This window comes from Streptomyces sp. NPDC028305, from assembly GCF_055569495.1.
Window position 1 is genome coordinate 1302470 of the sequence record NZ_JBVHTN010000001.1, and the last position, 12361, is coordinate 1314830.

The 12361-nt window shown below is 72.5% G+C and carries 8 protein-coding genes and 1 pseudogene; 4 read left to right on the top strand and 5 right to left on the bottom strand.

The genetic code is table 11. From position 1 onward, the window contains the following. Window positions 1-13: 13 nt before the first annotated feature. Window positions 14-688 (top strand): annotated as a pseudogene (locus ACZ4WQ_RS05990) (sugar phosphate isomerase/epimerase family protein); the annotation flags it as partial. Here the strand turns inward: ACZ4WQ_RS05990 and ACZ4WQ_RS05995 are convergent. Next, window positions 678-1658 carry an EamA family transporter gene (locus ACZ4WQ_RS05995; protein WP_398369228.1) on the bottom strand — a complete coding sequence of 327 codons (981 nt, stop codon included), beginning with the start codon at window positions 1656-1658 and terminating at the stop codon, window positions 678-680. The pseudogene ACZ4WQ_RS05990 and the gene ACZ4WQ_RS05995 overlap by 11 nt on opposite strands. Before the next feature lie 87 nt (window positions 1659-1745). On the opposite strand from ACZ4WQ_RS05995, the gene ACZ4WQ_RS06000 reads away from it, so the two are divergent. The 3 genes from ACZ4WQ_RS06000 (at window position 1746) to ACZ4WQ_RS06010 (ending at window position 5855) form a co-directional block, all read left to right on the top strand. After that, entirely contained in the window at window positions 1746-2651 is a 906-nt protein-coding gene (locus tag ACZ4WQ_RS06000) for a LysR family transcriptional regulator (RefSeq protein ID WP_398369226.1), read from the top strand. A 511-nt stretch (window positions 2652-3162) separates the two neighbouring features. Beyond that, complete coding sequence (locus ACZ4WQ_RS06005; RefSeq protein ID WP_385340725.1) at window positions 3163-3687, top strand: hypothetical protein; 525 nt, start codon at window positions 3163-3165, stop codon at window positions 3685-3687. A 182-nt stretch (window positions 3688-3869) separates the two neighbouring features. After that, complete coding sequence (locus ACZ4WQ_RS06010) at window positions 3870-5855, top strand: glycoside hydrolase family 3 protein (protein ID WP_398369223.1); 1986 nt, start codon at window positions 3870-3872, stop codon at window positions 5853-5855. A 21-nt stretch (window positions 5856-5876) separates the two neighbouring features. Here the strand turns inward: ACZ4WQ_RS06010 and ACZ4WQ_RS06015 are convergent, their stop codons facing one another. The 4 genes from ACZ4WQ_RS06015 to ACZ4WQ_RS06030 form a co-directional block, all read right to left on the bottom strand. Next, entirely contained in the window at window positions 5877-7232 is a 1356-nt protein-coding gene (locus ACZ4WQ_RS06015) for a lanthionine synthetase C family protein (RefSeq protein ID WP_398369221.1), read from the bottom strand. Further along, window positions 7229-10405: a lantibiotic dehydratase gene (locus tag ACZ4WQ_RS06020; protein WP_398369219.1), complete on the bottom strand. Its 3177-nt coding sequence runs from the start codon at window positions 10403-10405 to the stop codon at window positions 7229-7231. The genes ACZ4WQ_RS06015 and ACZ4WQ_RS06020 overlap by 4 nt, the downstream gene beginning before the upstream one ends. 76 nt (window positions 10406-10481) lie before the next feature. Next, window positions 10482-10646: an SCO0268 family class II lanthipeptide gene (gene lanA / locus ACZ4WQ_RS06025; protein WP_311729673.1), complete on the bottom strand. Its 165-nt coding sequence runs from the start codon at window positions 10644-10646 to the stop codon at window positions 10482-10484. A gap of 235 nt (window positions 10647-10881) precedes the next feature. After that, entirely contained in the window at window positions 10882-12297 is a 1416-nt protein-coding gene (locus ACZ4WQ_RS06030) for a S28 family serine protease (protein ID WP_398369217.1), read from the bottom strand. Window positions 12298-12361: the final 64 nt, after the last annotated feature.

Here is a 12361-nt window from a genome sequence, read left to right on the forward strand (position 1 = left end):
AACCGGAGCCCGTATGCAGCTCGCCTTCTCCACCCTCGGCGTCCCCGGCCTGCCGATCCCGGACGTGGTGCGGCTCGCCGCCGACACCGGCTACCACGGCGTCGAGCTGCGGGCGCACCCCGAGGAGCCGGTGCACCCGGGGATCGGGGCCGCCGAGCGGGCGCGGGTGGCGGCGGAGTTCGAGGCCGCGGGGCTCGCGGTGCTCACGGTCGCCGGCTACGTCCGGTCCGCCGCCGCCGGCCCGGACGAGCCCGCGCTGCACGACCTCCGGGAACTCCTCCAACTCGCCCACGACCTGGGCGCGGCGCACGTCCGGGTCTTCCCCGGCGGCGGCGACCTCGACGCCGCCGAGGCCGACACCAACGCCGCCCGCCGCCTCGCGGCCGCCGCGCCGTACGCCGCCGACCTGGGCGTACGGCTGCTCCTGGAGACGCATGACTCCCACCGCACCGGGGCCGACGTGGCCCGCGTCCTCGCACGGGTCGACCGACCCGATGTGGGCGCGATCTGGGATGTGATGCACCCCTGGCTGGGCGGTGAGGACCCCTCCGCCACCCACGCCGCGCTCGCCCCGCACCTGGGCTATGTGCAGGTCAAGGACATCGCCTCGGCCGAGGACACCACCCCGCTGCCGCTCGGCGCGGGTGTGCTGCCGCTGGCCGAGTCCGTCGAGCTGCTCAGCCGCGCGGGCTGGGACGGCTGGCTGTGCTGGGAGTACGAGAAGCGTTGGTACCCACAGGCGGCCGAGCTTCCGGGGCTGCTTCCCGCGGCGCGGGACCATCTGCTGCGGCTGCTCGCCGAGGCCGCCTGAGGGACACCGAGGTCAGCGCCACGCCGCCCACCAGCAGCGCCGCCGCCAGCCAGCGCAGCGGGCTGATGCCCTCCCCCAGCACCAGCGCGGCCGAGGACATCCCGAAGACCGGCACCAGCAGGGTGAAGGGCGCGACCGCCGAGGCGTCGTAGGTCCGCAGCAGGAAGTTCCAGGCGCCGAACCCGAGAAGCGTCACGATCCAGGCGACGTAGACGATCACGCCCGCCCCGGCCCAGTCGAGCGAGCGCAGGGCCTCCAGATCGGGGTCCGCGCCCTCGAACACCAGGGACAGCCCCAGCAGCGGCAGCACCGGCACCAGGCTCACCCAGACCATGAAGTTGACCGGGTCGGGCGGCGCGGCCTTGCGGGTCAGAACGTTGGACACCCCCCAGAAAACAGCGGCGGCGATCACGAGGGCAAAGGAGAGCAGCGGCCCGGAAGTCCCCTCATCAACAGCGGCCACCCCGATACCGGCGAGCGCCACCCCCATGCCCACCAACCGCAGACGCCCCGGCCGCTCCCCCAGCACCACGGCCGCGAACAGCGCCGTGAACACCGCCTGGACCTGCAACACCAGCGACGACAGCCCGGCGGGCATCCCCTCGTGCATGCCGATGAACAACAGCCCGAACTTCGCCACGCCCAGCGCCAGACCGACCCCGAGCACCCACTTCCACGCGACCTTCGGCCGGCCGACCAGAAAAACGGCGGGCAGCGCCGCGACGAGAAAGCGCAGCGCGCCGAACAGCAGCGGCGGGAAGTGGTCGAGCCCAATATCGATAACAACGAAGTTGACGCCCCAAACCGCGGTGACAAGGACGGCCAGAAGCACGTGTGCAGGTCGCATGAGTCGAGCATCACGGCAGCCGACCTTGTAGCACCAGCGCGGATTCCTTCATGGTTGGATGCAGTATCTCTAAAAGAAAGAGTCGCCATGCTCGACCTGGCCCGGCTCCGCGCACTGCACGCCGTCTCCGTCCACGGCTCGGTCAGCGCGGCGGCCACCGCGCTCGGCTACACGCCCTCCGCCGTCTCCCAGCAGATCGCCAAGCTCGAACGGGAGACCCGCACCACGCTCCTGGAACGCCAGGGCCGGGGCATCGCGCTGACCGACGAGGCCCAGCACCTGGCCGCCACCGCCCAGCAACTGCTGGCGATCGTCGAGCGGGCCGAGACCACGCTGGAGGAGCGGCGCGGGCTGCCCGCCGGGCGGCTGATGATCGGCGCCTTCGCGTCGGCGGCCCGCGGGCTGCTGCCCCAAGTCCTCGCCGAACTCGCCGAGCGGCACCGCTCCCTGGACGCCCGCCTCATCGAGGTCGACCCACACCTCTCCCCCGACCTGGCGGCCCAAGGAGTCATCGACCTCGCGGTCGCCCACGACTGGGACATCGCGCCGCTGCCCGCCCCCGACGGCCTCGAGCGGGCCGTCCTCGGCGACGACCTGTGCGACGTCCTCGTACCCGCCGGACACCCGCTCGCCGGGCCCGGCCCGCTGCGCCGCGAGGACCTGTCGGGGCAGCGGTGGATCTGCCAGCCGCCGGGGTCCGTCTGCCACGACTGGCTGGTCCGCACGCTGCGCGCCTCGGGCACCGAGCCTGACCTCGCGTACCAGGCGGCGGAGAACCACACCCAGGTCGCCCTGGTCGCGGCGGGCCTCGGCATCGCGCTGATGCCCCGCCTCGGCCGCGGCCCCCTCCCGGACGGCGTCCTGGCCGTCCCCCTCGACCCGGTGCCGATCCGCCGCCTGTACGCCCTATGGCGCACCGGCGCGGCCCGCCGCCCGGCCATCACGGAGACCGTGCGCCTGCTCCGCGCCCACTGGCCGAGTCGCGCGGTCTGACGCGCGAGGGGGCTTTCCCCACCCCGCCCCTTCCCGGCAGCGTCGATATGCGGCTCCGCCGCGTGAGGGACACCCCCAGGCCCCCCCGACGCACCCCGGTGGGCGGTTCGGCACGCGGCTCCGGCGGCGAGACGCCGGGAGCGGGACGCCGGACGGATTGGGGCCACCGGGCGGAGAGCCGCCGACGAGACGGGAGGGGGTGGGGGTGCAGGGGTGGTGCCCTGGACGCTTACGCATATTTGTGGCGCCAAGTTCCGGGTTCCCTGCCGTTCCGGGCACCGGCGCCGTAAATATGCGGTCCAGGGTGACAGCCCCGGAGGCCCCGCCCCCGCACCCACCACCGAACAGCAGGCGCACCCCCCACACGGCGCAACCCCGGCGCGCCCACCGCACCGCGCACGACCGCCGCTGCCAACATGACCACATGCGTACCGCCCGTATCCGATTCCGCGCGGCCGCGCCCGCCGCGGAACCGGCAGGGGGCGCGGGCCGTCCAAGGGGCGTGCTGCCGGTGAGTCTCCGCAGGGCGGTGTCGGCCTCGCTGCTGGCTGCGTCGCTGACCTCCCTCTCCACGGCCTGCGGCCAGCAGCATCCCGCCGTCGGCGTGCCCCCCGTCAACCGCGCCGACGGCGGCACCCCGAGCTCCCCGCCCGGCACGCCCTCCCGCCAGGGCCGCGTCGACACGGGGCTCGTCTACTTCACGAGCGCCCCCGGGGCGGTCCGCGAGGTCCGTGCCGTGCTGCGCCGCCCGGACGAGCTGAGCGCCTTCGCCCGGCTCTTCGGCGAGCGGTCACGCGAGATCACCGCCAGGGCCAAGGACATCGACTTCACCCGCACCCCCCTGGTCGGCTGGTCCACGATCACCGGCTGCGCCCAGTGGCCGTCCGCGCGCCTCCACCGCACCGATGACACGCTGAGGCTGATCCCGGCCCCGCACCCGAAGCCGCCGCCGGAGTGCTACGCGCCCTTCCACACCATCGCGGTCTTCCAGGTGCCCGAGGACCGGCTGCCCGCGCAGCCACGTTTCGCGGACTGACCGCCGCACGCCACTCCCCGACAGCGTCCGGCCGCCCCGTGACCGGCGTCGTGCACCGATTGACCGAGGCTGTTCCCCTCCGTCCCGCGAATTGACCCAGCCTCACTTCCCGCATATTTTCCGCATGTTCGCTTCATGCGGACCACAGCCACCCCCTCCCCGACCCTACGGAAGGAGCGCGGGTGCAGAACCCTGCATTCCCTCAGGCGGCCTCCCGCCGCGCCCTCCTGGCCGCCGCCCTCGCGGCCACCGCCGCCGCGTGTTCGCCACAGCCGTCCGCCGCCACCCGGGACCGCAAGACCACCCCAGCGCCAACCCAAACCCCCACCCGCCACCGCGAACGCGACCGCAAGCGAATCGACGCGCTCCTGGGCCGGATGACTCTGGACGAGAAGATCGGCCAGCTCTTCGTGGCGCGGGTCTACGGCCACTCCGCCACCGCCCCCGACCCCGCCGACGCCGCCCAGAACCGCAAGGAGGCCGGCGTCGCCAACGCCGCCGAGCTGATAGCGAAGTACCACGTCGGCGGCATCATGTACGTCGGGTGGGCGCACAACATCCGCGATCCCCACCAGCTCGCCGCGCTCTCCAACGGCATCCAGAAGGCCGCGCTCGCGGGCCCGGCCCCCGTCCCCGTCCTCCTGTCCACCGACCAGGAGCACGGCATCGTCACGCGCATCGGCGCCCCCGCCACGCTCCTCCCGGGCGCGATGGCGCTCGGCGCGGGCCGCAGCGCCGCGGATGCCCGGACCGCCGCCGGGATCGCGGGCGCCGAGCTCGCCGCGCTCGGCATCCGGCAGGACTACGCGCCCGTGGCGGACGTCAATGTCGACCCGGCGAACCCGGTCATAGGCGTACGCTCCTTCGGCGCCGACCCCAGGTCCGTGGCCCGCCTGGTCGCGGCCCAGGTCGAGGGGTATCAGAGCGCCGGGGTCGCGGCCACGGCCAAGCACTTCCCCGGGCACGGCGACACGGCCGTGGACAGCCACATCGGCCTCCCGGTCATCACGCACTCCCGCGCCGAGTGGGAGCGGCTGGACGCGCCGCCGTTCCGGGCCGCCATCGAGGCGGGCATCGACGCGATCATGACGGCGCATCTGCTGTTCCCCGCGCTCGACCCGGTCGACGACCCCGCCACGCTCTCCAAGCCCATCATCACCGGCGTGCTCCGCCGTGAACTGGGCTTCGGCGGCGTGGTGGTGACGGACTCGCTCGGGATGGCCGGGGTGCGGAAGAAGTACGGCGACGGACGGGTGCCGGTCCTGGCCCTGAAGGCGGGTGCGGACCAGCTGCTGAACCCGCCGGACCTGCCGACCGCCTGGGCGGCCGTCCGCCGGGCGGTCCGGGAGGGGGTGCTCAGCGAGGCCCGCATCGAGGAGTCCGTACTGCGCATCCTCGAACTCAAGGCGCGCCGGGGCCTGTTCGACGACCCCCACACCTCCGACCGCGAGGTGAACCGCACGGTCGGCACCCGCGAACACCGCGCCGCCGCCGACCGAATAGCCGAGCGCACCACCACGCTCCTCGTCAACGAGGGCGGCCTGCTGCCGCTGTCCCTCTCCCACCACCGCAAGCTGCTGGTCGTGGGCCCGGACCCGGCCGCCCCCTCCGGCACCGGCGGCCCGCCGACGGCCGTCCTGGGCCGCGCGCTGACCGCCCTCGGCTTCACCGCCGAGACCCTGTCCACCGGCACCGCACCCGAGCCGACACCGGAGCGGATCAAAGCGGCGGTCGCGGCGGCCAAAAACCAAGACGCGGTGATCGTGACGACGTACGACGTCGACGCGGGGTCCCGCCAGCGCAGGCTCGTCTCCGAGCTCGCCGCCACGGGCGTCCCGCTGGTCCACGTGGCCATCCGGAACCCGTACGACGTCGCGTACCTCAACCTCACGCACGGCAACGGCAACGGCAACGACAACGACAACCGCAGCACCAACCGCGTCGGCGCCGGCAGAGCGGCCGAGGCGGCCCCCGACGCGGCCCCCGAGGCCTCCGCCGTCCCCATCGCCTCCCTGGCCACCTACTCCTGGACGGACGTCGAGCTGCGCGCCGCCGCGCGCGTCATCGCGGGCCGGGTGAACCCGCGCGGCAGGCTGCCCGTCCCGGTACGGCGCGCGGACGCGCCGCACGGGGTGCTCTACCCGAGAGGCCACGGCCTGTCGTACTGAGCACCGGATACTCGGTGAAGGTCAGGACAGCAGCAAGGGCATGTCCCAGCCGGATGAGGTGGTTCCCGCCGCGTAGGAATCGAGGGCCAGGGCGACGCCCGCGGCACCGTCCAGGTAGCCCGAGACGTCGGAGCCGTAGGGCACCGCTGTCATGGTGAAGCGGTGGCCGAACGGCAGGTCCGGGTCGAAGGCACTGGTCAACTCGGTGGCCAGCCGGTCCCGGAGAACCTCGATCCGCGGGTCCTGGAAGTGTTCGTTGAGACGGCCGAGTTGGTGCAGGGCGCCTGCCCAGCCGTGGCACAGGGCGTGATCGTGGATGCCCCAGTCGTGCATGGGCAGGGTCAGCAGCCGCTCCACCGACGCTCGCGACAGGGCCGCCCAGTCTTCGCGTCCCAGTGCCAGTCCGGCCAGTTGGAGGGCGCGCGAGACGCCGGGGGCGCCGTAGCACCACGACGGCCATCCGGCGGGATCGCCGTACTCCTCCGGGCCGGCCAGCCACTGGGCGAGGCTGAGATGGCCGGGCCAGAAGACGCCGTGCCCGTCTTCGACCGACCACCGCACCAGCAGGTCCGCCATGGACTCGATGGCCTCCCGCTGATCCGGCAGCCTGACGCCCTGCTGCCAGGCGAGCGACATCAGCGCAAGAGGGCCCGCGACACCGTGTGAGATGCCGAGGTTGAGGTGGCCGCCGGGAAACGCGGCCTCCGAACCGATCCGTGGAGCGTCCAGAGCCCACCACCGGGGCACGCGGTGCCCGCGGTGCCCGACGGTCCCGCGCGCCAGGCGTATCAAGTAGCCGAGGACGCTTTCGAGCGCCTCACCGCAGCTCTCGACGCGGGCGAGAAGGTAGCGGCCGACTCCGGTCAGACCGCGGACCACCTCGTAGTGGCCGATGGTGGGAAGTGGGGCGTCGTCCACGACCGGAGGCAGTACGGTGCCCACCAGATCACGCTGGTAGGCGTCGAGACGCTGGAGCGCGGAGAGGTAACCGCCGGTGCCGCGATGGGCGATCAGCACCGCGAAGGCCAGTGCTCCCGGCCCCTTGAAGATGCCGCTCGGGGCCACGGTCCCGGAGGCCACCGCCCGTGTCGCCACTCCGAGATAGGCATGCGCCCGGGGCGCCTGCTCAGCCGCACGGTGGTGCACTCCGCTGAACGCGATGGACAGGCCGGGGCTTCCACTGCCGAGGGTCAGTTCGGCCCAGATGCCTTCGGGGACACCGTCGTCGGCGGCCTCGGCGGGGATGCGTGTGGCGGCCATGGTGGCGGCGGGGTCGGCCAGCCGGTCGAGGATCTGGGCGGAGACGGCCTGCGCACGTTCACGTACAGCGGCACGTGTCCGCGCGGTGGCCGGCTCGCTGTGGGCTGTGCCGCTCATCCGGCCCTCCCGGGGGTAAGCAGGGAGGAGGCAGGGCGGGGAGCATGAGCCCTCCTTCCGATGTGGGCGCGGGCCACGCCGCGAAGTACGGCGTATCCGCGGGCCTCAGCCGCCGGACCGACGCCGAAAAGGCGGTTGTGCCGCATGTGGAGAAGGGAGAGCACCGCCTCGTCACGGTCGGCGGGCGAAGTGGCCAGAATCAGACGGCCGTAGGCGCGCGGCTCCGGTGTCTCGGTCCATAGCCGCGCGAGCGCCGGGGACGACAGTTCCTCGGCGGCCAGGCGGGCGGTCTCGCCGGTCTCGCCGGGGCGGATCAGGTGGTGGGCCGTCGACCGATGCCGTTGGTAAGCGTCGTGTTCCGGTCCTTTGGCGATCATGCGGTCCACCCAGGCGCACCAGTCCCAGTCCCCCAGGGAGTCCAGCAGGACAGCGTGTCCCAGGGCGGCCAGCACCTCGTCGGGCATGGCTGACGCCCCCGCCCCGCGCGCACGCAACTGGAGCAGTGCGGAGAGGCTGTCCGTCTGGAACATACGCTCGGCCGCCTCCTGGAGGGAGTCGCCGCCGTAACGGTCGGTCTCGGGCCGGTACACGTCCAGGGCCATGGTGCGCAGGGCACCGGAACCGACCGAATCGCGGATGCGGCGGCTGAGGGCGGGCAGGACACGACCGTTCAACACGTCCGGATCTCCATGGAAACGCAGCCGCAGATGTGGCTCCGGGTCCCGGTAGCGCAGGAAGAACCATCGGTCGACGTCCTTCTCGATGTCCGAAAGCCACTGCGGCAGGTGGTCGGTCAAGAGTCCGTCGTGAGCTGCCGGTTCCGCGTACACCTTGACGAACAGCCAGTCCTCACCGGGCAGGTGGACCCGGGTCGGGGCGCGCCGGACCGGTGCGGAGGCGGACGGCGCGGAGGCGGACGGCGTGGAGGCGGACGGTGCGGAGGCGGACGGTGCGGAGGAACGGCGGGTCTCGGAGGCGCGCACCAGAGGCACCACGATCTCGGTGCTGTGCCCCGCGTTCCAGCCCAGGTGCGCACCGTCGGCGGTGATGTCCTCGTACAGGACGAAGCGGGGCTGCGCGGCGGTCAGTTCGGAGCGCAGCAGGTCCTGGTCCCATGGGTCGCGCAGGTCGATCGGGTACATCTGATCATTCCTGGCGATCTGCACGCGGTCGGGTACGACGAGGCGCCGCCGCCACTCGCGCAGCCCCTCCTGCCACGCGGATCCGCCCTGCGCGCGGGCGGCGTCGCGCAGCCGTCGGCCCGGCAGCCAGCGGCGGGGGGCCGCCAGGACCCGGCCGTAGCGAACCCGGGGCAGGTAGGGAAGGACGTCCAGGCCGGCCCAGTCCCAGCCGGACCATACGCGGGGACGGGCCGCGGCCAGATCCGACAGGAAGCGGGCCACCGGGGGCGCCTGGGTGTCGAGCGCCAGCATGTGCGGGAACACCGGCACGACCTGACGCTCCGTGGGTTCGTGCAGCAGTCTCAGTCCGTCCGCACCGGCCGCCACCAGCAACGTGCGCCAGTCCAGGCAGTGGGGGTCGCCGCGGTCGTCGGCGACGCCGATGGGGATGCGGTGCGCCAGCAGGCGCGGCACCTGGACGATGTTGAGCGAACGAGGGTCGCGGGGCGCGACGTCCACCTGCGCCAGCAGGCTGTCCGAGCCGGCGGAGTGCGAGACGAGCCGGGAGAGTTCCTCGGTGAGGCCGGTGGTGGCGGCGAATCGGCCCGCGGTGGCGCCGCCCGTCCAGGAGCCGATGTGCGGGCTGCCGAGGAGCTGGAAGTCTCCCCGGTCCAGGGCGTCCAGGCTGTCCGCGAGAATCTGGAAGCACAGTTCGAGGGTGCGCGGAGGCCTGGCGTCGGGGTCGTGTCCCGCGGCGGTGGCCAGACGTGCCACGTCGTCGTCGGTGAGCTCGATGTCGGTTCCGGCGAGGACGGCCTGCTGGACGAGTTCCGCGATCACGCCACGGCGCGTGCGGTCGGCGTCGTCACCCGGTCCGGTGCGCGGATGGGCGGGCGGATCCGCGTACTCGGGCGGCAGTCCAAGACCGCGGTGCGGGTCGACGAGATCGGCGAGGGGCACGGCCGATGCGGTTCCGTACCGCTCGATGAAGCGGTCCCGGTAGTCCCGCATGTACTCGAGCGTCGTCCACTCGGGCGTCATCGCCCAGATCGCGGCAGCGTAGCGGCGCACTTCCGCACCGACCGTGTGCGGTACGACGAAGTCGGCGGGCATCCGCAGATCGACGTGGACCGGTGGCCGCTGGTGCCCGTCACCGCTCTCTCCGGGTGCGTCGAGGCGGCGGACCCGGTCGAGAAGTGCCTGCCAGGAGGCGAGTCCCTCGCCGGGAGGGTCCTGTTCATGGGCGGCGGCGGCCGAGCGGATCGAGCGCAGTCCCGCGGCCGTGTCGGGAAGGGTGTCCTGGAGCGCGGCCTCGATCCGGTCGAGGTACTCGTCGTCGATGCGGTGCGGGGTCAGCGAGGTGAGCAGGAGGCCATGCTGGACGAGACCGCCGAGTTGGGCGTCGAGGCGCTCCGGGCCGAGTGTGGGGAAGCGGCGGGACAGCTCGTCGAACAGAGCGGCGTAGGGGACTGGGCCGGCGGTGAGTTCGCGCACCGCGGCGACCAGCGCGTTGTCGCGGACCGAGGTCTGCCGCTCGCCGGTGCGCAGCGTCAGTCGGCCGTCCCGGAGGACGCACAGGTCGTTGAGGATCACATCCACCCGGCGGCGCACCCCGGGGTGGGCCAGCCAGGCCGTCACGCGGCGGTGCAGCCAGGCTCCGTCAAGGCGGACCGACACCTCGCCGGAGCCCCGGAACCCCGCCTTGGCGGCGGGGCCGAAGCGGGCCCTGCCCACTCCCGCGAAGAGTCCGAAGGGGGTGGGGCGTCCGCCGGACCGCCGCGCGTACCGGGTGAGGGTCCGTGCGGCGCTCAGGGTGCGCTTGCGGCCGTAGGCCGCCGCCTCCTCGTCGTCGCCCAGGCGCCGGAGACTGAGGGCCAGACTGCCGCTGGCGACGTGGACGGCCTGCTGGAGCAGGGGGTCGGCGGCCAGGCTGCGGATGCCGGGCACGGGGTCGTCGGGGCTGATCACGGCCTCGGCGCGGTCCCGGGGCCTGCTCGCGATCCGCACCAGCACCGGTTCACGTACCTCGAAGATTTCGGACTCCGGTCGCACGTCCCTGTTTCCTCGCCTCGCCTGGGATACAGAACAGCGGGGCAGGCACTGCCTGCCCCGCCCGGTCATCCGGCCCCTACGCGCAACAAACGGGGCAGCGGGTACCGATCGCGTAGCTGCTCGGCGAGGTGAACGTGCCCTGCCCGAACTGCTCCGTTCCCTCCGGAAGGTCGGAGACGCGCAGATCGAGGTCTAGGTCGAGGTCAAGGTCATCATTCTTAAGAACAATCTCAGTGCGCATGCTTCTCCCTGGTGTGTCAAGGTGCACGGACTGGAACTAGCCGAAGCACTGGTTCTCCTCGGCAGCCCTAACTGTCACTCCCGATTCACCCGTCAGGGAGTCGATTTTCAGCCATGATCTGCGGGGCCGATATGTCCGCGGGGCCGCGGAAGCCCCCCATGCGCGGAAAGGGCGGCGAGCGGACTTCGGCGCACTCGCCGAGTCCTGTCTCGCCGCCCTCCGCGCTCAGGCCCCCTTACGGCCGCAGGGCCGGCTCGCGCTCGACGTCCCGGCGGTCGAGCCGCGCGTCGTACGGGGCCAGCGGCTTCGCCGCGGGCTGGACGCCCGCCCACCGCTGCACCGCGGCCGTGGCCTTGGCCTTCTCGTCGGCCGCGAGCTGGGCGATGCTGGAGCCGTGGTTGCCGCCGGCGACGGTGTAGACGTACGAGTCCTCGGCGCCCTTGCCGAGCCGGAACCGCTCCGCGCCCCACGGGTCGTTCTGCCCGTACACGAACAGCATCCGCCGCGCGTCGTGCCGCACCCAGGTGTCGACGTCCCGCATCGCGTTCGGCCGGAAGCGCATCGGGATCTCGCGGGGCACATAGCTGCGCGGGGTGTAGATGCCCGGGTAGCGCAGCAGCCCGTCCAGGTGCGGGGTGTCGAAGCTGGGCGAGCCCAGTTCCGTGCCCGCCTGGTAGTAGTACGGCGTGTAGGTCTCCAGGCCCTGGTCGGTGTAGGCGGCGAAGCCGGAGATGTCGTCGACGAAGGTGTACAGCTCGTCGGTCGAGGCGGTCGGCGCGGGCACGTCGGCGCACTCGCTCACCCCGTGGTACTGCCAGAAGGCCCACACCAGGTCGAGGGCGACGTTCTCGTACGCCTTGTCCGCGCTGCCGACGACCGTGAAGGTCTGCCCCTCGTCGTCCGCCCACTTCTGGTAGCGGGCCAGGATCTCCTCGCGCCGCACCAGCGCCTCGCGCTGCACCGCGTTCAGCTTGGTGCGGCACTCGGCGGTGCCGACGGAGGCGAAGAAGCGGTCGTAGGCCGAATCCTCCTCGTTGACCACGTCGTTGGGCGCGACGTAGGCGACGGTGGCGTCCATGTCGTTCGGGTAGAAGCGGCGGTAGTACGTGGCGGTCATGCCGCCCTTGCTGCCGCCGGTGGCCAGCCACTTCTTGCCGTAGACCGGCTTCAGGGCCCGGTAGAGGCGGTGCTGGTCACTGGCCGCCTGCCAGATGTCGAGCTTGGACCAGTCGGCGGGCTGGGGCCGGGACGGAGTGAAGAAGCGATACTCCAGCGACACCTGGTTGCCGTCGACGATCTGGGTCGGCTCACTGCGGCGCGGGCTGGTGTTGACGTTGTAGCCCGAGGTGAAGAACACCGTGGGCCGGTCGGTGGATTTGTGCAGCAGGGTGAAGCGCTGCTCGAAGGTCCCCTTGGCCGGGTGACGGTGGTCGATCGGCTGCGTGTAGGTCAGTACGAAAAAGCGGTAGCCGTCATACGGCTTTTCCTCGACGAGCCGCATTCCGGGTATCGCGAGTATTCGGTCCTTGATGTCAGGCTCCGCGGTGGCCGGTTTCGCGGTGGCCGGTGCCGCGGACGCGCTGCCGACGCCGGCGCCGACCGCTCCCACCAGCATCACCAGCGCCAACAGCCATCTGAGCGCCTTGCCCATTCGCCCTCCCCATGAGTTCGCACGGATCGCCGAGAACCTATCGGGGCACAGGTGGGGCCGCCAG

Excerpts from the sequence above, each read along its gene's own strand:
- ACZ4WQ_RS05995 (WP_398369228.1), bottom strand. The coding sequence starts at position 1,658 with ATGCGACCTGCACACGTGCTTCTGGCCGTCCTTGTCACCGCGGTTTGG.
- lanA (WP_311729673.1), bottom strand. The coding sequence starts at position 10,646 with ATGCGCACTGAGATTGTTCTTAAGAATGATGACCTTGACCTCGACCTA.
- ACZ4WQ_RS06015 (WP_398369221.1), bottom strand. The coding sequence starts at position 7,232 with ATGAGCGGCACAGCCCACAGCGAGCCGGCCACCGCGCGGACACGTGCC.
- ACZ4WQ_RS06000 (WP_398369226.1), top strand. The coding sequence starts at position 1,746 with ATGCTCGACCTGGCCCGGCTCCGCGCACTGCACGCCGTCTCCGTCCAC.
- ACZ4WQ_RS06030 (WP_398369217.1), bottom strand. The coding sequence starts at position 12,297 with ATGGGCAAGGCGCTCAGATGGCTGTTGGCGCTGGTGATGCTGGTGGGA.